19 protein-coding genes and 1 pseudogene are annotated in these 24,211 nt (G+C 71.1%); 11 read left to right on the forward strand and 9 right to left on the reverse strand.

From position 1 onward, the window contains the following. Positions 1 to 6 precede the first annotated feature (6 nt). The 4 genes and pseudogenes from QSK45_RS30885 to QSK45_RS30900 form a co-directional block, all read right to left on the reverse strand. Positions 7 to 1,662, reverse strand: a pseudogene (locus tag QSK45_RS30885) (relaxase family protein); the annotation flags it as partial. Further along, a complete protein-coding gene (locus QSK45_RS30890; protein ID WP_285562186.1) occupies positions 1,659 to 2,159 on the reverse strand; it encodes a plasmid mobilization relaxosome protein MobC in 501 nt (166 codons plus the stop codon). The pseudogene QSK45_RS30885 and the gene QSK45_RS30890, both read right to left, overlap by 4 nt. 305 nt (positions 2,160 to 2,464) lie before the next feature. Then, a complete protein-coding gene (locus tag QSK45_RS30895; protein ID WP_285562187.1) occupies positions 2,465 to 3,631 on the reverse strand; it encodes a DUF3631 domain-containing protein in 1,167 nt (388 codons plus the stop codon). 678 nt (positions 3,632 to 4,309) lie between these two features. Continuing rightward, complete coding sequence (locus QSK45_RS30900; protein ID WP_285562188.1) at positions 4,310 to 4,543, reverse strand: helix-turn-helix transcriptional regulator; 234 nt, start codon at positions 4,541 to 4,543, stop codon at positions 4,310 to 4,312. A gap of 465 nt (positions 4,544 to 5,008) precedes the next feature. Here QSK45_RS30900 and QSK45_RS30905 point away from each other — a divergent pair, with 465 nt between their 5' ends. Beyond that, positions 5,009 to 5,200 carry a hypothetical protein gene (locus tag QSK45_RS30905; protein WP_285562189.1) on the forward strand — a complete coding sequence of 64 codons (192 nt, stop codon included), beginning with the start codon at positions 5,009 to 5,011 and terminating at the stop codon, positions 5,198 to 5,200. Position 5,201: 1 nt separating this feature from the next. Further along, positions 5,202 to 6,539 (forward strand): site-specific integrase, encoded by a 1,338-nt coding sequence (locus QSK45_RS30910; protein WP_285562267.1) that lies wholly within the window; start codon positions 5,202 to 5,204, stop codon positions 6,537 to 6,539. 67 nt (positions 6,540 to 6,606) lie between these two features. Here the strand turns inward: QSK45_RS30910 and QSK45_RS30915 are convergent, their stop codons facing one another. Continuing rightward, positions 6,607 to 7,044 (reverse strand): hypothetical protein, encoded by a 438-nt coding sequence (locus tag QSK45_RS30915; RefSeq protein ID WP_046417215.1) that lies wholly within the window; start codon positions 7,042 to 7,044, stop codon positions 6,607 to 6,609. Between the two features lie 851 nt (positions 7,045 to 7,895). Here QSK45_RS30915 and hemL point away from each other — a divergent pair. From hemL to QSK45_RS30955, 8 genes are all read left to right on the forward strand, one after another. Beyond that, entirely contained in the window at positions 7,896 to 9,212 is a 1,317-nt protein-coding gene (gene hemL / locus QSK45_RS30920) for a glutamate-1-semialdehyde 2,1-aminomutase (protein ID WP_285562268.1), read from the forward strand. A 53-nt stretch (positions 9,213 to 9,265) separates the two neighbouring features. Then, a complete protein-coding gene (locus QSK45_RS30925) occupies positions 9,266 to 9,913 on the forward strand; it encodes a histidine phosphatase family protein (RefSeq protein ID WP_285562269.1) in 648 nt (215 codons plus the stop codon). Positions 9,914 to 10,042: 129 nt separating this feature from the next. Continuing rightward, complete coding sequence (locus QSK45_RS30930) at positions 10,043 to 11,293, forward strand: polysaccharide deacetylase family protein (protein ID WP_285562190.1); 1,251 nt, start codon at positions 10,043 to 10,045, stop codon at positions 11,291 to 11,293. Between the two features lie 118 nt (positions 11,294 to 11,411). Beyond that, positions 11,412 to 12,002, forward strand: coding sequence for a TlpA family protein disulfide reductase (locus QSK45_RS30935; protein ID WP_285562191.1), 591 nt, complete (start codon positions 11,412 to 11,414; stop codon positions 12,000 to 12,002). 31 nt (positions 12,003 to 12,033) lie between these two features. Then, on the forward strand, positions 12,034 to 12,786 hold the full coding sequence (locus QSK45_RS30940; RefSeq protein ID WP_285562270.1) for a cytochrome c biogenesis CcdA family protein: 753 nt from the start codon (positions 12,034 to 12,036) through the stop codon (positions 12,784 to 12,786). Positions 12,787 to 12,789: 3 nt separating this feature from the next. Further along, a complete protein-coding gene (gene resB / locus QSK45_RS30945) occupies positions 12,790 to 14,502 on the forward strand; it encodes a cytochrome c biogenesis protein ResB (RefSeq protein ID WP_285562192.1) in 1,713 nt (570 codons plus the stop codon). Continuing rightward, the gene (ccsB, locus tag QSK45_RS30950; protein ID WP_285562193.1) at positions 14,499 to 15,608 is read left to right on the forward strand and encodes a c-type cytochrome biogenesis protein CcsB; all 1,110 of its coding nucleotides are present in this window, start codon (positions 14,499 to 14,501) and stop codon (positions 15,606 to 15,608) included. Before resB ends, ccsB begins: the two co-directional genes overlap by 4 nt. A 25-nt stretch (positions 15,609 to 15,633) precedes the next feature. After that, positions 15,634 to 16,041, forward strand: coding sequence for an SRPBCC family protein (locus QSK45_RS30955; protein WP_285562194.1), 408 nt, complete (start codon positions 15,634 to 15,636; stop codon positions 16,039 to 16,041). Positions 16,042 to 16,299: 258 nt separating this feature from the next. Here QSK45_RS30955 and QSK45_RS30960 read toward each other — a convergent pair whose 3' ends face one another. The 4 genes from QSK45_RS30960 to QSK45_RS30975 all read right to left on the reverse strand — a co-directional run bounded on the left by QSK45_RS30960 (position 16,300) and on the right by QSK45_RS30975 (position 22,169). Beyond that, positions 16,300 to 17,823 (reverse strand): type 1 periplasmic-binding domain-containing protein, encoded by a 1,524-nt coding sequence (locus tag QSK45_RS30960; RefSeq protein ID WP_285562195.1) that lies wholly within the window; start codon positions 17,821 to 17,823, stop codon positions 16,300 to 16,302. After that, positions 17,823 to 19,907 carry a hypothetical protein gene (locus tag QSK45_RS30965; RefSeq protein ID WP_285562196.1) on the reverse strand — a complete coding sequence of 695 codons (2,085 nt, stop codon included), beginning with the start codon at positions 19,905 to 19,907 and terminating at the stop codon, positions 17,823 to 17,825. Before QSK45_RS30965 ends, QSK45_RS30960 begins: the two co-directional genes overlap by 1 nt. A gap of 86 nt (positions 19,908 to 19,993) precedes the next feature. After that, positions 19,994 to 21,400, reverse strand: coding sequence for a condensation domain-containing protein (locus tag QSK45_RS30970; RefSeq protein ID WP_285562197.1), 1,407 nt, complete (start codon positions 21,398 to 21,400; stop codon positions 19,994 to 19,996). 160 nt (positions 21,401 to 21,560) lie between these two features. After that, positions 21,561 to 22,169: a TetR/AcrR family transcriptional regulator gene (locus QSK45_RS30975; RefSeq protein WP_285562198.1), complete on the reverse strand. Its 609-nt coding sequence runs from the start codon at positions 22,167 to 22,169 to the stop codon at positions 21,561 to 21,563. Positions 22,170 to 22,259: 90 nt separating this feature from the next. Here QSK45_RS30975 and QSK45_RS30980 point away from each other — a divergent pair, with 90 nt between their 5' ends. Next, a complete protein-coding gene (locus QSK45_RS30980) occupies positions 22,260 to 24,206 on the forward strand; it encodes a protein kinase domain-containing protein (RefSeq protein WP_285562199.1) in 1,947 nt (648 codons plus the stop codon). Positions 24,207 to 24,211 lie beyond the last annotated feature (5 nt).

The raw sequence follows: 24,211 nt of genomic DNA on the forward strand, positions 1-24,211 counted from the left end.
GCCAATGGCTGCCGCGGGGTGGACCGGCACGCTGGGCCGTTGCATGGCACTGTGGGCCCTGGCTGCCTGGGCCCACGGACCGGGAACGTGGCGCTCGCCGAGGCGGCGGATACGCCAGGTCAGCGCGCGGGCGGGACTGCGGGCGTCGTCCAGGGCACGTTGGTGCAGCGCTTGGCCGAGGACGGTGGCTGCGTTGTGTCCTGCTGCCTCTGCCTCGGCGAGCACGGTGGCGAGTGCGTCCCAAGCGGGGTCGTTGAGGATGCGCTCGGCGTGCTCCGGAACCACATCCTGAAGGTGGTGGGCGAAGCGGCGCTTGGTCTGCGGGCCGGGTGCCCGGCTGGCGAGGCCGACCAGGACGGGCTCGGCGGTCCGCGCGTACGCGGTCTGTAGATGGAGGAGGGCCTGTTCGGCTGCCGCCTCCTGCTGGGCGTGCTGGCGGGTGCGGTGCCAGTGCAGCGCGAAGGCGACCGCGGTGAGTGCGGCGTCCAGGAGCATGATGAGCCCGGTGCCGTCACTGTCCTGTGGCCTCTCGCGCCAGATGGTCTGGATGCTGCGGTGCAGGGCGCGGGTGCTGACGAGGTCGGCGGCGATGCGGGAGCGGGTGGCGCGCTCGAAGGCAGCGGCGGCTTGTTCGAGTTCGGCTCGCGCCGTGGTCGGTGCCATGACGGGCAGCAGGTCCAGCGTCGCGCCGAGCGCGACGAGTTGGCCCTGGGCCGTCTGCTCGTCGCCTTTCGTGAGGTGGTGGGGGATGCGTTCGGTGGCAGCGGAGGCCTGGTGCCACGGGTTGCCAGGCTGGACGGTGGCCGGCTCGGGGCTGGTGGTGGCGAGGCGTTCGCGGATCTTGGGCAGGGAGAGGTCAGGGGCAAGGGTGAAGCCCGCGAACCACACCGGGTCGCCTTCCTCGTTCACGTTGCCGGGCAGGGCGAAGTTGCAGCCGAGCGCGTCGCCGGAGGGAGCGAGCTTGAGGCGCACGTCCACGCCGGTCGCCTCCAGCAGCGAGAAGAACTCGGCCTCGTCGGCCGCGGCGGCGACCGCGCTGCGCACCCGCATACGCAGGACCTCGCGGGCGGTGGCGTCCTGGTCCAGGCGTTTGGCCTTGAAGTGTTCCTTGCTGGTGGGGCGTTTGGCGGCGGTGCCGTCGCCCGGCTTCAACCGCCTGAGCCCATAGTCGACTTCGATCTGACGGGCCTCGCGCTGGACGGCTCGGATGTCGTAGTCCCGTTTGGGGCGGCGGCCGTCTTGGCGGACGAGGGTGGCGGCGATGTGGATGTGGTCGTCGGCGTGGCGTACGGCCACCCAGCGGCAGGCTTCGGTGTCTCCGGCGGGGGCGATGCCGGCGGCGGCCACGATCCGGCGGGCGATCTCTGCCCACTGGGCGTCGGACAGGATGGGGTCCTCTGGGGCGGCACGGACGGGGCAGTGCCAGACCGTGGTCTGGGGAGCCCGGCGGCCGAGCATGGCCACCGGCTGGTCGAGCTGGGTGTAGAGCTGCTTCTCCACCTCCTTGGGGTCGCGGTGCGGGCTGCGGCCGGGGTCGGGGGCGAAGTCGTTCCAGGACGCGACCAGGTGAGGGTCGACGTGCTCGTTGGCGTCGCCCTTGCCGAAGAGGTAGGCGATCAGATGGCGGGTGCTGCCCTTGCCGGTGATGATCTTCGGTATCACCGGCCCTGCCTTCCCTCGGTGACCTGGGCGATCGCGGTGTCCACGTCGGTGATCGATGCTTCGACGCGGGCCAGGAGCCGGTGAACGACGTCGGGCTCGGGCCAGGCGCCGTCCTTGTGGAGATGCCAGGTGAGCTGGTTGAGGTTGTTGCCGAGCCAGGCGAGCTGCCGGTTGGCGGCCATAAGCACCTGCACCATGGCGCGGTAGTCGGCGATCGCCGCCGTGGGGTCCTCGGCGCGGGCCGCGGCGAGCGACGCCTCGGCGACGTAGCCGCCGATCTGCATACGGCTGAGCGCGGCGGCGTGGGCGAGGTCGGTGAACTCGCTGTCGCTGTAACGGGGGTGGACGCGGCGCTCGCGCAGGCGCGGCTGACGCAGACGGCGCTGCGGCTTCGGGGTCTGCGCGGCGTGCGGCGACGGTCTGGTGTCTCCCGTATCGGTCGGCTCCCCCAGGCCAGCCGATCCCGGCGCCCCCACGGCGCCGGGTGCCTCCGCCACCCCAGGGGCGGAAGGCGGGTAAGGACTCCTTACCCGACAACTTGCTGCGCTGTCTGGGGCTGAGGTGGTGGGCGTCTGCTGTTGAGCTGTGGGGAGTTCGTGGTGCTCTTCGTGCATGGGGGTGCTCCGGTGCTGAGGGGGCGGGAGATGTGTCACGTGCGTCGCATGCGTCCCATGCCTGGTCAGCACAGGTACGGACGCGCGGGCAGGTACGGAGATGTCCGTCCCGGTGAGGACATCCGTCCCCGCGCTGACCTGCGCGGGGACGGATGCGACGCAGTGATACGGACCCAGGGGGAGGCGGGTCAGCGGGCGCGTTTGGGGCCGGCGGTGCCGCCGGGCGGGCCGATGGGCAGCGAGCCCGCCGGGGCGGCGGGCGGCTTGCCCTGGGCCGGGCGCGCGGGCGTGGCGTCGTGCGTGGGGGCAGGCGCCGTCTCGGCGAGGTCGGGGCAGTGTCGGGCCCAGCTGTCGAGGAACCGGTTACGGGCGTACCCCTTCGCCTGCCTGCCTTTATCGAACCGGTAGTTGGCCGGACGGATATCGAAGTCCCGGAGCATTCTGCCCAGGTAGTAGGCGTTGAGTCCCTTGGTGCCGTGCTCCGCCCAGGGGGCGTCGGGGTCCTGGAGCAAGGCGGCGACCAGATCCTGGCTGGACAGGGCCTCGGGGTTGCCGTGTGCCTCGAAGACGCGGTGGATGTCGCGCAGCAACCGCGTTTTCAGGTTGGTCTGCTCGTCCTGGACGGCCTCGAACCGGGTCATCGCCACACAGGCCGCACGCGCACTGGCGGGCCAGTGGCCGCCGGCCAGGTCGGCGATGATGACCAGCGGTTCCCAGGTGTCCGCCGCCCGGTCCTCCACCGGCATCGTCGGCGCCATGCGGCCGGCTGTGCCGCGCAGCGGTCCCAGCCAGGTGGCCAGCTTGTCCCGCAGTGCGTTCAGCTCCGGTGTGGCGTAGCGCGAGCGGAACGGGGTCACCTTCTCGCCCGGCTTGCGCTTTTGCATGCGGAGCACGACCGCCCGGTCTGTGATCGTGTCGGGCAGGTCGCCGATCGAGGCCAGCGCGGCCATGGCGAAGGTCGGATACGGGGTCGGCTTGTGCTCCGGACCGGAGATGCGCCAGGCCGGCCGGTTGCGCTGGTGTCCGGCGTTCAGCAGGCCGCGCAGTTCCTCGTTCTCGCCAGCCTTGCTGAAGATGGTGTCGGCCTCGTCCACCAGGATCGTGCGCGGGTTCATGCCGATGACGCGGAACAGCACCGCCGTGGACATGTTCACCGTCATGATCGGCTGGTGCACGGTCTCGTGGAGCACGTCCAGAACACGGGACTTGCCGCAGCCCTTCGTCGGGCCTACGACCGCCAGACGCGGCGCGTGCTGCAGAACGGTCTGGATGTGCGTGGCCGCCACCCACAGGGTGACCGCTGTCAGCGCCTCCTCGCTGGGCAGCACGACGTACTTGCCGATCGCCGCCCGCAACTCATCCAGCAGTTCCGCACCCTTGCCAGAACCCTGTTCCCTGGGGCCTGCCGGTCCCCGAGGAGGCCGGGAGCCGGTCCCGTGATCCGGTCCCCGTGCGTCGACGGGACCGGTCCCCTCCTGCTGGGCGGTTCCCGCCACGGGGTTGTCGGTCCCCAGCGACTGGCGCAGACCGTGATCACGGTCCCCGCTGCGGTCCCCTGGTGCAACTGCAGCCTCTTGGGGACCGGTCCCCATTTTGACGCCGCTGACCTGCGGATTTGCGTCGGATGTCAATACGGGGACCGGGATGTGCGGGGACCGAGCAGCGGCCACGTCGCGGGGACGGTCCCCAACAGCGGCATCAGCAGACGGCTGGGGACGGTCCCCGTGTGCTTCCACATCCGCCGAGTGCTCGACGGTCCCCGACGCCGGGGACCGTGTGTCCGCCTGATCTCTGCGGCGCCAGGGGATGCCTTCGCCGGGGACCGCGGGAGTGGGCCAGCCGGTCGGGGAGGTGTTCGTGGAGCTGGGGGACGTAGAGTCCTCCATAGGCGTTCCTCTCCGGTGAGGGGCAGGACGGGCAATGTCCCGCTCCTCACCAGCTCATTCGTTCAGGGATGGGCGATCAGTTGGAAGTCTTCGGCCCTCGGCGTTGGCGCGCCGGGGGCTGCTTCGTTGTTCGCGCCAGACGCGGGGTCAGGCCGTGAGGTCGTACGACGTCCGGGCATCCAGCCACGCGTCCACCTCCCGCCAGCGGTAGCGCAGGTGACGGCCGACCTTGTGGACGCTGGGGCCGATGCCCCGGTACTTCCACTGGTAGAGGGTCTTCACCGGTACCCCGAGGTACGCGGCCACGTCGGCGGGAGTGGCGAGTTGGTCACGCTCGGCGCCGGCAAGGCGCGGGGAGTTGTTCGGCAATGAGGTCTCCATATAGGAATCAGAGTTTTGGATGGCAAGCGTGGGCAACACATCCACACCACCTGGGAAGCGTCCAGAGTGAATTCTGGAACCCCCGGCTACTTTCCTCGGCATCGCCGGGGAAGACCAAAACAGTAAGGGCGGATCCCCGGTTGCCGAAATCGCTCCCACTAAAGCCGAAATTTTCTGGGGCGCAGCAACTGGCTGAAGTGCCGGAATCCGGTACCTCAGCAGCTCAGAGGCGGCGTCCAGCGCTGAGGAGTGACGTGGCCAGTCCAGCGGACATCGCGCCCGATAGTCGCTCAAATCGCCCACTTCTTTGATGCGGAGGGAAGGTAGCACAACCTCCCCGCCGAAACGGCTCGTGATGTGCCGAAATTCGACGAGACGAACATCACTTCGCCCTCGGGTGACTTTTGGAGAGTTTAAGAACTAACTCTTGCCATGACGGCCGACTGCAAGTTACAGCTTTTTGTCATGCCCAACCGACCTATCGAAATAGGCCCCGCCGGCCTCCACACCGCCCGCGCTATCGAGCACCTACGCCTCGTGCGCAGCCAGCTCGCGACCCCGCCCGCAGTCCTGTTGCTCCCGTGGCTGACGCGCATCGCCACGCCCTACGCCACCGCCCAGTCCCCTAACCCCATCCAGGAGGCCCTTCTTGGCTGACGTGTACGACCGCTGGCACAAGTCCCACCCCAAGCCCGCCGAGGCCGAGTGCGGCGAACACAAGAGCCGTACGAAGCGGATGGTCCCCACCGCCGACCACGGCATCGGCAAGCGCTGGCAGGTCCGTTACCGCGACCTGGACGGCCATCAGCGCAAGGAGAACTTCCACACGAAGGCCGAGGCGGACAACCGCGCCGCCGAGGTCGACGTCGAAATCCGGCGCGGCTCCTACGTCGTCCCGGCCGAGACGAAGCAGACGCTCGGCGCCTACGCGCAGAAGTGGCTCGACGCGAACTCCGTCGGCCCGACGACCGCGCTCCGCTACGAGGCTACGGTCCGCAACCACATCGTCGAGCACCTCGGCCGACGCGAGCTGCGGTCCCTCAACCAGCCCTCGATCATTCAGGGTTGGATTCGCACGCTCCAAGACGCCGAACTGGAGGTGTCGACGATCGAGGGCATCTTCGACATCCTCTCCAGCATCCTCGGCATGGCCGTGGAGGACGGGCTGCTGCCGAAGAACCCCTGCAAGGCGAAGTCGGTCAAGTTGCCGACGGCGACCAAGAAGAGGATCATCCCTTGGTCGTTGGAGCGCGTGCGAGCGGTCATCGCCGCTCTCCCGAAGCGCTTCCAGGCCGGCGGCAAGCTCGCCTTCGGCTGTGGCCTGCGCCAGGGCGAGGTGTTCGGCTTCGCCGTCGAGGACATCGACTTCAAGGGCGGCTGGATCCACATCAACCGCCAGGTGCGGCTCGTCGGCACGAAGCCCGTCTTTGCCCTCCCCAAGGGCAACAAGATCCGGTCGGTGCCCCTACCGGCCCAGCTTGCCGTCGCCGTCAAGGCCCACATGAAGGAGTTCCCGGCGGTCGAGGTCACCCTGCCCTGGGCCAAGCCGGACGGTGAGCCGAAGACCTTCCACCTCCTCTTCGTCGACGCGAAGGAGCGGGCGTACAACCGCAGCGTCTTCAACATGGGCGACTGGAAGCGCGCCCTGGCCGCCGCCGGCGTGATCCCTCCCCGCGAGCGCGGCGCGCGCTACCTCCAGGCGGCCCCCGAGGACGGCATGCACGCCCTCCGGCACGCTTACGCCTCCGTACTCCTGGACGCGGGGGAAAGCATCAAGGCGCTCTCCGAGTACCTCGGTCACTCGGACCCGGGTTTCACGCTGCGGACGTACACGCACCTGCTGCCGTCCAGCGAGACCCGCACCCGCAAGGCGATCGACGACGCTTTCACGGAAACGGAAGCCGAGGCGAAAGACGACGGCCCCCCGCCCGCCGCCCAGGGCACATCCGTGCCCCCAACGAAACCAATGTGCCCTCAATGTGCCCTGGCCGTCTGACGGCCCCTCTCCGGCACTGAAAAGGGCGAGGCCCGAAGACCCCGCCCGAACCGACCAAAACCCCAGTTCAGGGCCACACCAGGCAGTACGCCTGATGCCCCGCCTCATGCAGCCGGTGCGAGAAGTCCTGCCACTCGTGCAGCAGTCGGTACACGTTGAACGCGTCCCGCGGGCCGCCCCGGTCCGGGACGGTCGACCAGATGAAGGCCGCGGCGCCGACGGCTTCCTCGCCGATGCCGCGGAGGGGGTCCACGACGGTCATGGGGAGTTTGACGACGGCGTAGTCGGGGTGCAGGACGACCAGTTCGAGGGGCGGGACCTTGTGCAGGGGGATGCCCTCGATGCCGGTCAGGACCATCGCGGCCATCGTCTCCGGCTTGATCTTGGTGAACATGCCGTTCATGCCCAGTTCGTCGCCGCCGAGTTCCTCCGGGCGCATCGAGATGGGGACGCGGGCCGCGGTCGCGCCGTCCGGTGCGCCGAAGTACTTGTAGGTCACCCCCACCCGGCCACCACTCCCGCTCCCCGCCTCCAGGCGCTCGGCCCGGGGCCCGGGGCCGCGCCGACGGCCGCCCGCGCGACCGGGGCGCCGCTCCGACGGAGGTTCCTGGGGGAGGTCCCGGGGGAGGCCCGACGGGCCGTCGGCCACGTTCCGCGGAAGGTCCGCCGCACGGTCCGGGGTACGGGGGAGGTCCGAAGGGCCGCCGCCCACGTTCCGCGGAAGGTCCGCCGCGCGGTCCGCGACCCGGTCCCCCCGAAGGTCTCTGGGGAAGTCCGCGGCCCGGTCCGCCCGGAGGTCTCTGGGAAAGTCCGCCGTCCGATCTCCCCGAACCTCTCTCGGGACGTCCACCGGCCGCTCGGCGCCCCGCTCGGTCTGCTGGTCGTGCAGACGCTCGCCCTGCCGCTCGTACCGCTCGGGCTCAGCCGCCGCACCCTGTGTGTGCCGTGCTTCGGTCGCTTCCTCCGCTTCGCGCCGGTGCCTTCCCCGCCGGGCACGTCGAGGACCGAGGTCATCGGTCCCCTCGCCCAGTCCGCCACCGCGATGCATATCTCCACCCGACTGCTTTTCTAGGACGCGTGGCCCCCGCCGCGCAACCCGATCATCGTGTCAGTGACCTCCCCCACGGCCGCCCGCCGAAACGTGCGGTGGAACAACAGTCCACGGGGATCCGCCCGGTCCCTGATCCTTCCGTGCCCAGGAGCTGTGTGTGTCAGGTCTCAGTCTCGCAGATGGCGGACCGGAGCGGCGCGGAACCGCGGGCGGGCCGTCACCACACCCGGTCGGCGGCCTACCCTGAGGAGGTCACCCTGCAACCGGAGTCCGAGAAGCCGGAGAAGCCGCACGTCATGAGCGCCCTGAGCGAAACGCCCTATCCCTACGACGCGCCCGTCTCCCAGGCGCTCTTCGACCGTGCCTCCGCCGTCACGCCCGGGGGTGTGAACTCCCCGGTGCGCGCCTTCCGCGCCGTCGGCGGCACGCCCCGCTTCATGGTGTCCGGCCGTGGCCCCTACCTCACCGACGCCGACGGGCGGGAGTACGTCGACCTCGTCTGCTCCTGGGGTCCGATGATCCTCGGCCACGCGCACCCCGAGGTCATCGCCGCCGTCCAGGAGGCCGTCGCCCGCGGTACGAGCTTCGGCACCCCCGGCGAGGGCGAGGTCGCGCTCGCCGAGGAGATCGTCGCCCGGGTCGAGCCCGTGGAGCAGGTACGGCTGGTCAGCAGCGGCACCGAGGCGACCATGAGCGCCATCCGGCTCGCCCGCGGCTTCACCGGGCGGTCCAAGGTGATCAAGTTCGCCGGCTGCTACCACGGGCACGTGGACGCCCTGCTGGCCGCCGCGGGCTCCGGCGTGGCCACCTTCGCGCTGCCCGACACCCCCGGGGTCACCGGTGCCCAGGCGAGCGACACGATCGTGCTGCCGTACAACGACCTGGAGGCCGTGCAGGAGGCGTTCCACCGCCACCCCGGCGAGATCGCCTGCGTGATCACCGAGGCATCGCCGGGCAACATGGGTGTCGTGCCGCCGGCCCCCGGGTTCAACCAGGGCCTCAGGGACGCCTGCCACAAGAACGGCGCCCTCTACATCTCCGACGAGGTCATGACCGGCTTCCGTACCAGCCGCGCCGGCTGGTACGGCGTCGACGGGGTCAAGCCCGACCTGATGACCTTCGGCAAGGTGATGGGCGGCGGGTTCCCCGCCGCCGCCTTCGGCGGCCGGGCGGACGTCATGGCGCATCTCGCGCCCGCCGGGCCCGTCTACCAGGCCGGCACCCTCTCCGGGAACCCCGTCGCCACCGCCGCCGGCGTCGCGCAGCTGCGGCTGCTGGACGAGGCGGCGTACGACACCGTCGACGCCGTCTCCGCGCAGATCCAGTCCCTGGTCACCGAGGCGCTGAGCAAGGAGGGCGTGGCGCACCGGCTGCAGAACGCGTCCAACATGTTCTCCGTGTTCTTCACCGACCGTCAGGTGCGCAACTACGAGGACGCCAAGCGGCAGGAGTCGTACCGCTTCACCGCGTTCTTCCACTCGCTGCTGTCGAACGGCGTCTACCTGCCGCCGTCGTCCTTCGAGTCCTGGTTCGTGTCCACGGCCCATGACGAGCGGGCCGTCCAGAAGATCGCCGACGCCCTTCCGGCGGCGGCCCGTGCGGCTGCGGAGGCCACCGCGTGACCATCGGAGACAGCGTGAGCGGCAGCGCCAAGGACGTCACCGTCGTCCATCTCATGCGTCACGGGGAGGTGGAGAACCCGAGCGGCGTGCTGTACGGCCGGCTGCCCGGCTACCACCTCTCCGAGCTGGGGCGGCGGATGGCCGACCGGGTCGCCGAGCACCTCGCCCCGCGCGACATCACCTACGTCTGCGCCTCCCCGCTGGAGCGGGCGCAGGAGACCGCCACCCCGATCGCCAAGGCGCACGGCCTCGACCTGGACACCGACGAGCGGCTGATCGAGGCCGAGAACGTCTTCCAGGGCAAGACCTTCGGCGTGGGCGACGGCGCGCTCCGGCGGCCGGAGAACTGGAAGCACCTCGTCAACCCGTTCCGGCCGTCCTGGGGCGAGCCCTACGTGGACCAGGTCGTACGGATGATGGGCGCGTTGAACGCGGCCAAGGACCAGGCGCGCGGCCACGAGGCGGTGCTGGTCAGTCATCAGCTGCCGGTGTGGATCGTGCGGTCGTACGTCGAGCGGCGGCGGCTGTGGCACGATCCGCGCAAGCGTCAGTGCACCCTGGCGTCGCTGACGACCTTCACCTACCTCGGCGACAAGATCGTGTCCGTGGGCTACAGCGAGCCCGCCATCGATCTGGTGCCCGCGCACCTGCGGGCCGGGGCCCAGCCGCAGAAGGGCGGCGGCAAGGCCTTCGGCGCCTGACCCGCGACGGCGCTTAGGGCACTTTTGCCTGGACTATTACGAAAAACATACAAGTTCACGGAACCGCCCCGATCGTCGCGCCCTCTGTCTGGGTGACCACCAGCACGCGCGACGAATCGGGGATTCTTCATGCGCACCGTCTCCCGGAACCTCTCCCGCAGGGGAATGCTCGGCCTCGGCGCGGGTGCGGCGGCCGCCGCCACGCTGTCCGGCTGCGGAAGCCTCACATCGTCGGACGGCGACGGGCACACGGGCGGTTCCCGTCAGGTGCAGGGCGGCAAGGGCCGGCCGGCCAAACTGATCGGCGACGGCTCCACCTCCTTCACCGGCAAGCAGCCGGGCCGGCCCGCGAAGCCCGAGCCGCTGGAGCCGGGGCAGACCCCTCCGCAGTTCGTCGTCTTCTCCTGGGACGGCGCCGGCGAGGTCGGCAACGGCCTCTTCCCGCGCTTCCTGGACCTCGCCAAGGAACACGGCGCGCACATGACCTTCTTCCTCTCGGGGCTGTACCTGCTCCCCGAGGGCAAGAAGCGGATGTACGAGCCTCCGAACAACCCGCGCGGCGCCTCCGCCATCGGCTACCTCACCGACGAGCACGTCAAGGCCACCCTCGCCAACGTCCACCGGGCGTGGCTGGAGGGCCACGAGATAGGCACCCACTTCAACGGGCACTTCTGCGGCGAGACGCACGGTTCGGTCAAGTGGTGGACGCCACAGCAGTGGCGGAGCGAGATCGAGCAGGCGAAGTCCTTCGTCAAGGAGTGGAAGACCAACACCGGCTGGCACGACCTGCCCGCGCTCCCCTTCGACTACGACAAGGAACTGGCCGGCGGCCGTACCCCCTGTCTGCTGGGCCAGGACAACCTGCTGCCCACCGCCCGCGAGCTGGGCTGGCGTTACGACGCCTCGTCCCCGGGCGGCCTCCAGGTGTGGCCGGTGAAGCGGCGGGGGATCTGGGACCTGCCGTTGCAGCAGGTGCCGTTCCCAGGGCGCAGCTTCGAAGTGCTGTCCATGGACTACAACATGCTGGCGAACCAGTCCGTGAACACCACCAAGGCGCCCGCCTACAACTACCCGGGCTGGCGCAAGCAGTCCGCGGCGGCGTACGTCGCCGGCTTCCAGCGGGCCTACGAGACGAACCGGGCGCCGTTCTTCGTCGGCAACCACTTCGAGCAGTGGAACGGCGGCATCTACATGGACTCCGTCGAGGAGGCCTTCAAGCACATCGCCGCCCAGCGGGACAAGGGCGCCGACGTGCGGCTCGTCTCCTTCAAGGAGTTCGTGGACTGGATCGACGTCCAGAAGCCCGAGGTGCTCGCCAAGCTGCGCACGCTGGGGGTCGGGCAGCAGCCCGTGGGTGGCTGGAAGACGTTCCTCGCCTGACGTGCCCGCAGATGGCCGCCGCCCGAAATGTCCCGTGTAAATAGCTCCTGAAATGCGGTTTTCCGCACCGCAGGGGGGGTGCGCGAGAACCCCGGGAGCGACATGCGAAACTTTTCACATGAGTACCCGTAGCCGCGCCGTCCTGCTCAGCGCTGTGGCCGTCACCGCGGCCCTGTCCCTGTCCGCGTGCGGTAAGGGCGGCACTTCGGGCGGCGGCGGCAACACCAACTTCGTCACCGGCAACAACGGCATCGACACCGCGCCGGCGAACGAGCGCGCCGCGGCCCCGGACCTGTCCGGCAGGACGATCGACGGCAAGAACCTGGACGTGGCCGACTACAAGGGCCAGGTCGTCGTCATCAACGTCTGGGGCTCGTGGTGCAGCCCCTGCCGGGAAGAGGCCCAGTACTTCGCCAAGGTGTCCAAGGCGTACGAGGGCAAGGGCGTGCAGTTCGTCGGGATCAACACCCGTGACACCAGCACGACTCCCGCGGTCGAGTTCGAGAAGTCGCACGGGATCACCTACCCGAGCCTGTACGACCCCACGGGCAAGCTCATGCTGCGCTTCAAGAAGGGCACCCTGAACCCCCAGCTGATCCCCTCCACGCTCGTCATCGACCGGCACGGGAAGGTCGCCGCGCGAGCCCTGGAGGCGCTGGACGACACCACGCTGCTGAAGATGCTCAAGCCGGTCGTCGCGGAGAAGTGACGTGGTCGCGACCGTGACGCTGGGCCAGACGATGACGCTGGCCGCGAACAACCAGACAGTGCTCCACGGGGCACTGCTGGTCGCGCTGCCCGTGGCCCTGCTCGGCGGCCTCGTCTCCTTCTTCTCGCCCTGCGTGCTGCCGCTGGTGCCCGGCTACCTCTCCTACGTCACCGGCGTGGTCGGCACCGACCTGGCCGAGGCCCGGCGGGGGCGCATGGTGGCCGGCGCCGCCCTGTTCGTGCTCGGCTTCAGCGCGGTGTTCGTCTCCGGCGGTGCGCTGTTCGGGTCCTTCGGCTGGACCCTCCAGGAGCACAAGGAGACGCTGTCCAAGGTGCTCGGCGTCGTCATGGTCCTCATGGGCGTCTTCTTCATGGGGCTGATGCCCTGGTTCACCCAGCGCGAGTTCCGCTTCCACAAGCGCCCCTCCACCGGCCTGGTCGGCGCGCCGATAGTGGGCGCGCTGTTCGGGATCGGCTGGACGCCCTGCATCGGTCCGACCCTCGCGTCGGTGAACATGCTGGCGATGCAGGAGTCGAGCGCCGGGCGCGGGGCCGTCCTGATGATCGCCTACTGCCTGGGCCTCGGCGTCCCCTTCGTCCTGGCGGCCGTGGCCTTCCGCAAGGCCCTGGGCGCCTTCGGCTGGGTCAAACGCCACTATGTGTGGGTGATGCGCATCGGCGGCACGATGATGATCGTGACCGGTGTGCTGCTGCTGACCGGTGCCTGGGACAGTCTGGTGCAGCAGATGCAGACCTGGTCCAACGGCTTCACTGTGGGGATCTGATCGATGAGCAAGACCGAAACCGACGCCGGCCGGGACCAGGAGGAGCTCGGCGCCGCCGGCTCCCAGCTGTCCACCGCCCCGCCCGAGGAGACACTCTCCGGCATGCCCGCCCTCGGGGTCGTCGGCTGGATCCGCTGGTTCTGGCGGCAGCTGACGTCCATGCGGGTCGCGCTGCTGCTGCTCCTGCTGCTGTCGCTCGCCGCGATCCCCGGCTCGCTGATCCCGCAGACCGGCGCCGACGTCAACAAGGTCGACGCCTTCAAGGACATGCACAAGTCGCTGGCGCCGGTCTACGACAAGCTCGGCCTGTTCCACGTCTACAGCTCGGTGTGGTTCTCCGCGATCTACATCCTGCTGTTCATCTCCCTCATCGGCTGCATCGTGCCGCGCACCTGGCAGTTCGTCGGCCAGCTGCGCGGCCGTCCGCCGGGCGCGCCCAAGCGGCTCACCCGGCTGCCCGCGTACACGACGTGGCGTACGACGGCCGAGCCCGAGGAGGTGCGCGCGGCCGCGCTCGCGCTGCTGCGCAAGCGCCGCTTCCGCGCCCACACCGAGGGCGACGCGGTCGCCGCCGAGAAGGGCTATGTGCGTGAACTGGGCAACCTGGTCTTCCACGTCGCCCTGATCGTGCTGCTGATCTCCTTCGCCTGGGGACAGATGTACAAGTCGGACGGCACCAAGCTGATGGTGGAGGGCGACGGCTTCTCCAACGCGCTGCCGATGTACGACGACTTCAAGTCGGGCAGCCTGTTCCAGCCGGACGAGCTGGTGCCCTTCAGCTTCGACCTGAAGAAGTTCACCGGCACCTACGAGGTCAGCGGGCCCAACCGGGGCACGCCCCGCACCTACCAGGCGAAGATCGACTACAGCGTGGGGGCGGACGGCGCGCGGAAGACGACGACCATCAAGGTCAACGAGCCGCTGCACATCGGCGACTCCAAGGTCTACCTCGTCAGCCACGGCTACGCCCCCGTCGTCACGGTCCGCGACGGCAAGGGCAAGATCGTCTACAAGGACGCCGTGCCCCTGCTGCCGCTCGACGGCAACGTCACGTCCAACGGCGTGGTCAAGGTGATGGACGGCTACACGAACCCGCAGGGCAAGACCGAGCAGCTCGGCTTCCAGGCGTTCTTCGTGCCCACCTTCGACCCGAAGGCCGGCACGATGCTGTCGCAGTTCCCCGCGCTGGTGAACCCGCTGCTCGCGGTGAACGCCTACCACGGCGACCTGGGCGTGGACGCGGGCATCCCGCAGAGCGTGTACCAGCTCGACAAGACCCACATGAAGGCGTTCAAGGACGACAACGGACAGCTGCTGAAGAAGCTGCTCAAGCCCGGCGACACCCTGACGCTGCCGAACGGCGCCGGCTCGATCACCTTCGAGAAGGACGTCAAGCAGTGGGCCGGCTTCGAGATCGTCCAGGAGCCGGGCAGCGCCTGGGCCCTGGCCGGCGCGCTCGCCGCCATCTTCGGCCTGGCCGCGTCCCTGTTCATCCAGCGCCGCCGCGTGTGGGTGCGGGCGGTGCGCGGTGCCGACGGCGTGACGGTCGTCGAGATGGCCGGGCTCGGCCGCAGCGAGTCCGCGAAGCTGCCGGAGGAACTGGGCGACCTCGCCGGAATCCTCTACGACCAGGCGCCGGGGACACCCGACCCCGACGACGACCCTTCCACCTCCCCCGACCCTCACGTCGTACCTGCCGAAGGGGCTGAGAAGTGACTCTCGCCGCCGCAACACAGTTGGCCGTCGCGACCAACGAGCATCTCGCGAGCATGAGCAACACGCTCATCTACTCCGCGATGGCCGTCTACACCCTGGCGTTCTTCGCCTACATCGCCGAATGGATCTTCGGTAGTCGCAGCAAGGTGGGCCGTACCGCCAACGCGCTCACCGCCGGCGCCGCCGACACCGTCCAGCGGGTGAGCCGCCCCGCCGTCACCGTCCAGAAGGCGGGCGGCACCGCCGTGCTGGAGCGTCCGAAGGTCGTCGTCCGCTCGGCGACCGGTTCCCGCGACGTGCCGGACGGGCCCGGCGCGCACGGCGGGGACGTCCAGGGCGACCTGTACGGCCGGATCGCCGTGTCGCTGACCGTGCTGGCCTTCGTGGTGCAGCTGGCCGGTGTGGTCGCCCGCGCGGCCTCGGTGCAGCGGGCGCCGTGGGGCAACATGTACGAGTTCAGCATCACGTTCACCGCGGTCGCCGTGGGCGTGTACCTGGCGCTGCTGGGTCTGAAGAAGAACGTGCGCTGGCTGGGCCTGTTCCTCACCACCACGGTGCTGCTGCTCCTCGGCCTCGCCGTGACCGTGCTCTACACGGCCAGCGACCAGCTGGTCCCGGCCCTGCACTCGTACTGGCTGTACATCCACGTCTCCACCGCGATCTTCTGCGGCGCGGTGTTCTACGTCGGCGCGGTCGCCACCATCCTGTACCTGTTCAAGGACTCGTACGAGAACAAGCTGGAGGCCGGGATCAAGCCGGGCTCCTTCGCGTCCTCGGTCCTGGAGCGGCTGCCCGCCTCCGCGTCCCTGGACAAGTTCGCCTACCGCGTCAACGCGGCCGTCTTCCCGCTGTGGACGTTCACGATCATCGCGGGCGCGATCTGGGCGGGCGACGCCTGGGGCCGTTACTGGAACTGGGACCCGAAGGAGACCTGGTCGTTCATCACCTGGGTCGCCTACGCCTGCTACCTGCACGCCCGCGCGACGGCCGGCTGGAAGGGCCGCAAGGCCGCCTACCTGGCGATGATCGCGTTCGCGTGCTGGCTGTTCAACTTCTACGGCGTGAACATCTTCGTCAGCGGCAAGCACTCCTACGCGGGCGTGTGAGCCGAGGGTCGCCCACACTGGAGTCATGAGCGGTTCCATCGCACAGGGCACCAGTCAGACCCACGGGAACACGCACATACTGCACTTCCTGGTGCGGCTCCCGAGGCCCATGGAAGACGTCTGGACGGCGGTGGCCACCCCCGAGGGGATCGGGGCGTGGTGCACCGCCGTCGGCGCTCTCGAACCCCGGCTGGACGGCGCCGTCTCGCTGCGGGGCCTCGGCTCGGGGCGGGTCACCGCCTGGGACGTGGACCGGGTCGCGGAGTACACCCTCGACGAGGGCGGCGGGCGGCTGCGGTTCCACCTGGAGCGGGACGGGGCGGCGGAGTGCGTGCTGCGCTTCACCCATGAGTTCCAGGGCGAGGGCCCCTCGGACATGGACTGGCGCCGTAAATTCGAACAACTGATCACCGTGCTGGGGTCGGCGGTGTGACGCGGGGCACCGGAACCCGGTGCCCGCCGCGGACGCCGGGCGGCGTGCACCGCTCGCGGCACGCCCGCCGGGCGGCCGGTGCCCGCGCGTACCGCCGCCCCCTGCCGCCCCGAGGCGAGGATCCCCGGCGTCGTGGGGGTCCCGCGCTCCCAGGACGCCGCCGGGCGCGGTCACCGACCGCCCGGCGTTCCCGGAGCGCGCCGTGGTGGACGCGGAGGAGCGGCGGCCCGCGTCCGGCAAGGCGTCCTGGCCCCGCCCTCAGGTCATCGGGCAGTTCTCGGTCGGGGGCTTGCCCTGCGGCCAGGCCAGCTGGACGAACTGCGTGCCGTTCTTCGAGTTGAGCCGCACGATCGGGACGGCCTTGTCATAGGGGTTGCCGTGCCCGTCCAGGCAGATCCAGCCGCTCGCCCCGTGCACCTTCAGCGGTCCCCTGACGTGCGACCAGGCGCGTCCGACAGCCGAGAGAGGGGGCGTCGTCCCGCCCCGCGGCACCGAGTGGTGGATGCCGTTCACCGCGAGCTGCATCGCGTCGTAGCCGATGATCAGCTGGCCGTCGTCGAGCGCGACCGGGCCGATCGGCCTCCGCTTGTCGTTGTCCAGCAGCCCCTTCAGGATGTCGTAGTCCGCCGTGGATCCGCCGGTCTTCGGCGGGTTCTCCGCCCAGGCGTCCGGGTGGGCGAGGGACGTGTAGAGCAGGGTGATGTTGTTCCCCAGGGCGTCCCGGTCCAGGTTCTTGTCGTAGGTGAGGTAGGAGGCCTCGTCACCGGTGAGGACCTGGAAGGAGTTGCCGGGGCAGCCGTTGTGGCCGCCCAGCGCGTTGATGAACTGCTGGAGCTGGGCGTGCCGTCCCGCGAACAGGATCGTGCGGGTGCCCTGGGTGGTGCTGCACAGCGTGGGCACGATGTTCCCGAACTCCGTCGAGGCGTCGGACCGGGCGAAGGACTGCTGTCTGTCGTACGAGATGTCCAGCAGGGAGGTGAGCGACCGCTTGAGCGAGTTCGTGTACGGGTCGCCCGGCTCGTCGTACACCAGGATGGGCTTGCTCGCGTTCTTCTTGGCGAAGGAGGCGAGCGCGCGGGCCTCGTCGGTGTTGGTCGGCGCCACCCGGGCGAGGCCGGGGTAGGGGTCCGGGTTCCTGCCGGGCCGTCCGTTGGCCAGGTCGTCGGCGGTGATGGAGGAGCCGACCACCGGGATGCGGTACTTGGTCAGTGCCGCGACGGCGTCCTTGTTGGGGTCGGTGCTCTGCCCTATGCCGACCACCGCCCGCAGCCGGTCCGCGCTCCGGGTCATGCGGTCCAGCTGATCGACCGTCGGCTTCCAGCTGTCCTTGCCCGTGCCCGAGTTGGCGAGCACCAGGCGGATCTTCGGGGGCTGCCCGGTGGGGTCGTGGTTGGCCGCGTACTGCGCGAGATAGGCGCCCTGGAGCTGGTGCTCGATGTCGTTCAGATCGGTCGGCGCGGTGGAGGTGAACGGCAGCATCAGCGCCACCGTCACGTAACTGCCCGGCTCCAGCGTGGAGTTCTCCTTGCGGATCGAATCCACCACCTGGTGGAACTGGTCCTGCCCGAAGTCGTACGGCCCGGTCGCCACGCCCAGGCACTCCTCGCCGCCCGCGGGCCGCGACACTCCCGGCGCGCACTGGCGGGCCTCGCGCATCGCGGTGCGCACCCCGAAGACCCCGGCGGCCACCAGCACCGCCGCCAGCGCCAGGGACAGATACCGGCGCAGCGGGATCTCCCACACGTGCTCGCGTACCCAGCTCCCCATGCCCCCGCCCGCCATCAGGCCTCCCCACGCCCGTCGTCCTCAGGATCCTCCGGGCCCTCCAGCGGGCGCCCGGCCAGCACGGCGGCCGGCCAGTCCCGGGAGGCCCGCCACAGCAGCGCGCCCGCCGCGGGGCGCAGATTGGACAGCTGTTCCAGCTCGAAGCGGAGCCGGTCGCACACCTTCGGGTCGGGCAGCACCAGCGGGTCCGTCAGCTCCCACACGGCGTGCAGCAGCCGTCGTATCCGCAGGTGCAGTACGGCGTCGACGTCCTGCGGCACCGGGTAGGCGGCGTCCGTCGTCCCGAGCGCGACCGCGGCCCGCCGGTCGCCGCGCCCGCCGAAGTCACGGCCCTCGGCGTCGTGCGCGTGGAAGTAGGGCGCGGACGCGATGAAGCGCAGGGTGCGCAGCCACCCGCGGATGTCCGCGGTGGCGAAGTCGTCCCGCAGCCGCGCGACCGCGGGCTCGGCGTCCCCGAGGGCGAGTTCGTGGTGCAGCCGGTAGGGCGCCTGCTCCGGCTCCGCGTAGTGCTCGATCAGCGTCTCGTGCGCGCGGCGCCAGGACGTGTGGTCCTCGTCGCGCAGATGCAGCCTCAGCAGCAGCAGCGCCCGCACGAACGGATCGCCGACGAACTGGTCCGGCACGCCGGGCAGCCCCTCCGCGGCGAGCGAGGTCTGCAGGGCGCGTATGTCCGCGGGCCCGAAGGTGTCCGGCAGCAGCGCCGTGGCCAGGGCGCGGGCCGAGCCGTGGTCGTGGGCGGCGGCCAGCACGGTCAGCTCCTCCAGGTACTCGGCCGGCACCAGCCGGTCCAGCAGCGCCTGGTGGGCGGGCAGCGCCGGCTGGTCCTCGGCCGGCCGGACCTCCGCGGTGAGCAGCTCGCCCAGCGAGGTGACCCCGGGCAGGTGCTGCGCGGCCGACTGGGCGAGCAGCACGACGCCGAGCGGGTTGCCGCCGGTCAACCGGTGTGCGGCGGAGGGGAGATGGGAGGGCACGGCGGTGTCCGCGCAGAGCGCGCCGACGATGTGCAGGGTGTCGTCGGCCCCGAGCGGGGGCAGCGCGACCAGCAGGGCGCGCGAGGAGGGAGCCGAGTCCGGTGCCCAGTCGGTGCGCCGGGCGACCTCGGCCAACTGCCGCCGTGCCGCGTTGGGCAGCTCCTCGCGTCCGTCACCGCGCCGGGCGGCCACGAAGGCGACGCGGTCGCCGATGCCCTCGGCGCGGTCGCGCAGCACGGCCGCGGTCAGCTCGGGGCCCGGTGTCGTCTGGGCGTTGTCGAGCAGCACCAAGGGCCGGCCGAGGCGCTGCATCCTCGCCATGAACCCCGTGTACGCCTCGGTCAGGTCGGCGAGCATGGCCCGGACCAGGTACCGCTCCGCGTGCTCGCGCGAGCCGCCCCCGTCGCGGAAGTGCTGGGACAGCAGGATCAGCCCGCGCTGGGCGTTGCCACCCGCGTTCGGGTACGACCGGTACCACTCGGACGCCTTCTGCTGCCGGTGGCCCGTGAACCCCTCGGCGATGGACTCCAGGGTGGCCTCGATGGCGCCCGAGACCAGCGGAGTGGTGTGGGTGGTGGCCGCGACCACCTTCGCCGCGACCTTGCCCGCCCAGCGGCCGGCGAACGCGCCGAACTTCCCGCCCCGGTCGTTCAGCAGCAGGATCCGCTCGACCTCCCGGCGGATCCGGTCCGCCTCGGCGTCGCCCCAGCCGCCCGCGGCCACCGCGACCAGGCCCGCCATCAGCCGCGGGAAGGCGATCCGCCCCGCGCCGGTCACCGGCTCGGCCAGCTGTTCGGCGATCACCAGCAGCGCCGCGGCCGACGGCGACCAGGACTCGGGCGGCCGCCCCGTGGGCGGCTCGGCGAACTGGCGTGCCGCGCAGTCGATCAACGCGACCGGCGTGTGCCCCTGGTAGGCGTCCCGCAGCGCGCCGAGCACCGCGGTCTTGCCCATTCCCCGGGCGCCGGTGAGCACCACGAAGGGCGGCTCGTCCGGGTGCTCCAGGGAGTGGGCGCGATGGCGTCCGGGGACCAGGCCCACCAGGCGCGGCGCGAGGCCGGCCGGATCCGCGTCGAAGAGCGCCCCCCGCCCGTGCAACCGTGTGTGCACCGCATCTCCCCCCTCAACAACAGTGTAGAAAGGGGTAGTTGCTCCGTGCCAGGGCCAGTGTTGCCCGGTTGGATAACGATGTGCGTTCACGACACCGCCGACAGGCGACCGTGGCCCGCCGAGGCGATGTGGTCCCGCAGCCGTTCCACGTACAGGCGCATGTTCTTCCCGGCGACGTCGGTGTCCGGGTAGCGGCCGGCCACCCACAGCCCCTCGTGCTGCCGGTTCACCCACACGCACACCTGGTCGCCGTAGGACACCCGCAGCAGCGCGTGCGCCCGCATGTCCTCCCACCGCTCGGCGCCGGGCACGGCGCGGGTGTCGACGTAGGAGACGATCGAGTACAGGTCCGGCGAGGTGGGCCGGAAGTCCGCGCCGAGCAGCGCCAGCACCCGGGCCAGCGGCATCCGGGCCAGCTTCCGGGCCGCGCCGAGTTCCGCGCGTACGGCCCGCAGGACGTCCGGGAAGCCGCGGGTGCCCGTCAGCGGTACCTCGATGGGGGCGCCGCCCACGTACCAGCCCACCGAGTCGGTCCAGCGCGAGCGCACCCGGGTGTGGAAGGGCACCACCGTCCGGTACACCGACTGCCCGCCCAGCTCCTGCACGATGAGCGCGGTCGCCGCGAGCACGCCGACGAGGCTCCCGCCGTACGGCCGGCAGTACGCCTCGAAGGCGGCCGCCGCCCGCGCGTCCGCGAGCGGCTCGCACAGCATCGACTGCCGGGGCAGCGGCGCGCCGGGCGTGAGGCCGAGGTCCACGGGGAAGGCCGGCAGCGTGCCGCCGCCGCGCCGGATGAACTCCCGCCAGCGCGCCACGGTGTCGTGCCCGCCGTCCAGCCGGTCCGCGTCGGCCCGCTCGATCTCGCAGAAGTCGACGTAACTGGCGGCGGGGGCCGGGGATTCGGCCGGGCGGCCCTCCTTGATCGCGGCGTACAGTCCGTGCACCTCGGCGGCGATCCGGGTCAGCGAGTAGGCGTCCACGTTGCTGTGGTCGAAGGCCAGGTAGACGCTGGTGGAGTCGTCGCGCACGACGGCGGTGTAGATGAGGTTGGGCCAGCGCAGGGCGTCGGCGACGGCGTCGAACCGGTCCTGGAGATGCCGGACGAGCGCGCCGGCGTCGTCGAAGTCCCCGGCCTCCTCCCGGTGCAGGGACACGTCGGCGGCATCGAGGGTGAACCGGCGCAGTTGGTCACCGGCCCAGCGGAACCCGCTGCGCAGCGTCTCGTGCCGCAGCGTCCAGGTCCGCAGTGCCTCCTGGAGCGCGTCGAGGTCGGCCCGGCCCGGCAGGTCGAAGGCGGTGCCGAGCCAGGTGGGCACGAACAGCCCGTCGTCCCGTACGCACTTGGCGGTGCGGATGTGCGACTCCTGGATGTAGGCCGGCGGCCTGGAGTCCTCCGGCAACCGCGTCGCCGCCGCCACGGTGGCCGGGCTCAGCGTCCACTCGACGAGCCGTCCCGGCCGTACCCCGCAACGCTGGATGTCAGTGATTCGCACGCGTCTCCCATCGAAGAGGGGGCCCTGCTGAATAGGGCCCCCTCCAGGGCAATGCCGTGGGAGGCGACGGGGACATGCCCGCCCGGACCATTTCAACGAAACGGGTGTCAGGCCGAACGGGGGACTGATTAACCGACGGTGACCGCGTGGGCGTCGCCGCTCAGTCGGTGCCGGAGTCCGCCGCGACCGCCCGCCAGATCCGCTCGGGCAGGAGAACGGCCGCCCGGTCGAGGTCGACGTCGTCGATCCCGGACAGCCACCGTCGGGCGATCCCGACCACCGGACCGAGGACCAGGGACTCGATCAACGGGGGTTCCAGCGGCGCGAGTTCACCCCGCTCGACATACCCCTGGATCCACTGGACGAGGGGCGGGACGCGGGCCTCCTGCGCGTCCCGCAGCCGCCGCCCGTCGGCCATGGCCCGGCGGTCGGCGTGCGCCGAGTGCAGCAGCCGTGCCGCGGCCCGGTGCTCCTGCACGAAGCCCAGGTACGCCCTGACCAGCGCCCGGATACCCGTGCGCGCCGTACGCGTGTGCTCCAGCGCGGCCAGCGTCTCCCCGAGCAGGCGCCCGAGCCACCGGTCCACCAGGGCGTCCAGCAGGCCGTCGATGCTGCCGAAGTGGTGGTAGAGGCTGCCCAGACTGACCCCGCTCGCCCGGGTGATCGCGGCAACCGTCAGCCCCTGTTCGCCCGTCTCCGCGTACACGCGGAGCGCTGCGTCCAGGAGCTGTTCGACGGTGGCCTCGCCACGCTGCTGCTTACGGCTCATTGGAATGCTTTTCTAGAAGGAAATTTTGGTTCGGTGGGCTGGAGCGCTCACACTGGTGCCACCATCCTCACATCCCGCAGGGGGAGACAGGTGAACGGGGAAGACAACGGGGTCGAGCCGCTGGACGGTGCGGACCCTCGGCGGATCGGGCCGATTCCGCTGGTGGGGCGGCTCGGCACCGGCGGCATGGGGCGGGTGTACCTCGGGGTGTACGAGGGCCGCTACGCCGCCGTGAAACAGGTGCTCCCCTCCGTCGTCGGCGAGGACAAGGACTTCGTCCGCCGCTTCGGGCACGAGCTGGACAACCTCGCCCGGCTGCCCGCCGACGCCACCGCCCGGCTGCTCGTCGGGGACAAGGACGCCCGGCCGCCGTGGTTCGCCACCGCGTACGTGCCCGGACTGACCCTGCGCGAGGCCGTCGAGGCGCACGGCGGACCGCTGCCGGGCGAGTCGCTGTGGCTGCTGCTCCGCGAGGCGGCGGCCGACCTCGCGGCGGTTCACGCCCTGGACATGGTGCACCGGGACGTCAAGCCGTCCAACGTCATGCTGACCCTCGACGGCGTGACCCTCATCGACTTCGGGGTCGCCCGCGCCGCCGACCAGAGCCAGCTGACCCGGACCGGCGTGGTGGTGGGGACCCCGGCGTACATGTCGCCCGAACAGGCGGCGGGCCAGCGGCCGTTGACCAGCGCCGTGGACGTCTTCGCCCTCGGCTCGATCGTGGCCTACGCCGGCTGCGGGCGCCCGCCGTTCGGCGACGAGTCCGGGCACGCGGTGCTGTACCGGATCGTGCACGAGGAGCCCGATCTCGGCGAACTGCGCGAGATCGACGCGGAGCTGGCCGAGGTCGTCGCCGCCTGCCTGGACAAGGACCCCGAGAACCGGCCCACGGCGGCGGACCTGGCGGACCTGGCCGCCGGACGGGCGCCGTCCGCCGAGCCGCTCTGGCCCGCGTCGATCACCGAACTCCTGCGGTCCCGGGCCGAGTTCGCGGCGCAGGTGCCACAGGTGCCGCAGGCGGAGGAGGAGGCGCGGACGGCGTCCGAGCCCGCGCCGACCGCTCCGGGTCCCGGCGGGAGCGTGCCCGGGTCGCGGCCCGCGTCCGGGTCCGAGCCCGCGGTCGTCGTGGGCGAGGGCGGGGCGAAACGGCGCGGACGGAGCCGTCGTACCAAGGTGTTCCTGGCCGTCGTGCCGGTCGTGGTCGTGGCCGGTGCCGCCACCCTCGCCGTGCAACTGGTGCCGTACGCCACCGGCCCCCACCGCGACGGCGCGGCCGGCACGCCGGGTCCCTCCGTCTCCGCGCCGGCCGGTGCCACGGCGTCCGGCGCCTCGGGAACCCCCGGGCCGACCGGCAAGGGCTCGGCGTCCCCGGCGGGGGACAAGAAGCACGACAAGAGGGCCGGGAAGGGGCAGGACGCCAAGGGCGCCGACGGCTCGGGCTCGGATTCCGGCTCCGGCTCCGGTGCCGGTGCCGGTTCGGCTTCCGGCGGTGGGTCGGGTTCCGGTACCGGTTCCGGCGGCTCGGGCACCTCCGGCGGCTCGGGCACCTCCGGCGGAGGGAGCGGCGGTTCCAGCGGCGGCACCTCGGGCGGCGGCTCCACCGGCGGTACGACCGGTGGCACCTCGGGCAGCGGCGGCTCCACGGGTGGCTCCGGTGGCTCGGGCGGTTCCACCGGAGGCTCCTTCCGCCTCAAGAACGCCGAGAACGGCGAGTGCGTCACCCAGGTCTACGGCGCCGCCGCCCTCGGCGGCTGCGACGCCGCCACCGCCCGCTGGACCTTCCGCAGCGCCTCCGGCGGCACCGTGAAGATCATCAACGTCTCCACGGGCGCCTGCCTCAGCGCCAACATGAAGGGCCAGAACGTGTTCGTCGGCGACTGCGGCAGCGTCAGCTCCGCGATCCTGTGGCACACCGGCTCCGGCAACACGCTGAGCACGGCGTTCGACGGCGGCTGCCTCGCCCTGTCCTTCGGGAGCAACATCTCCACCCAGACCTGCCGGCCGGGCACGGCCGCCCAGAACTGGGCGAGGACCTGACGCCG

Origin of the sequence: Streptomyces hygroscopicus subsp. hygroscopicus (assembly GCF_030269125.1) — a bacterium.
Lineage (GTDB): Bacteria > Actinomycetota > Actinomycetes > Streptomycetales > Streptomycetaceae > Streptomyces > Streptomyces hygroscopicus_C.

Excerpts from the sequence above, each read along its gene's own strand:
- QSK45_RS30900 (WP_285562188.1), bottom strand. The coding sequence starts at position 4,543 with ATGGAGACCTCATTGCCGAACAACTCCCCGCGCCTTGCCGGCGCCGAG.
- QSK45_RS30905 (WP_285562189.1), top strand. The coding sequence starts at position 5,009 with ATGCCCAACCGACCTATCGAAATAGGCCCCGCCGGCCTCCACACCGCC.
- QSK45_RS30925 (WP_285562269.1), top strand. The coding sequence starts at position 9,266 with ATGCGTCACGGGGAGGTGGAGAACCCGAGCGGCGTGCTGTACGGCCGG.
- QSK45_RS30930 (WP_285562190.1), top strand. The coding sequence starts at position 10,043 with ATGCGCACCGTCTCCCGGAACCTCTCCCGCAGGGGAATGCTCGGCCTC.
- QSK45_RS30935 (WP_285562191.1), top strand. The coding sequence starts at position 11,412 with ATGAGTACCCGTAGCCGCGCCGTCCTGCTCAGCGCTGTGGCCGTCACC.
- QSK45_RS30940 (WP_285562270.1), top strand. The coding sequence starts at position 12,034 with ATGACGCTGGCCGCGAACAACCAGACAGTGCTCCACGGGGCACTGCTG.
- resB (WP_285562192.1), top strand. The coding sequence starts at position 12,790 with ATGAGCAAGACCGAAACCGACGCCGGCCGGGACCAGGAGGAGCTCGGC.
- QSK45_RS30955 (WP_285562194.1), top strand. The coding sequence starts at position 15,634 with ATGAGCGGTTCCATCGCACAGGGCACCAGTCAGACCCACGGGAACACG.
- QSK45_RS30960 (WP_285562195.1), bottom strand. The coding sequence starts at position 17,823 with ATGGCGGGCGGGGGCATGGGGAGCTGGGTACGCGAGCACGTGTGGGAG.
- QSK45_RS30975 (WP_285562198.1), bottom strand. The coding sequence starts at position 22,169 with ATGAGCCGTAAGCAGCAGCGTGGCGAGGCCACCGTCGAACAGCTCCTG.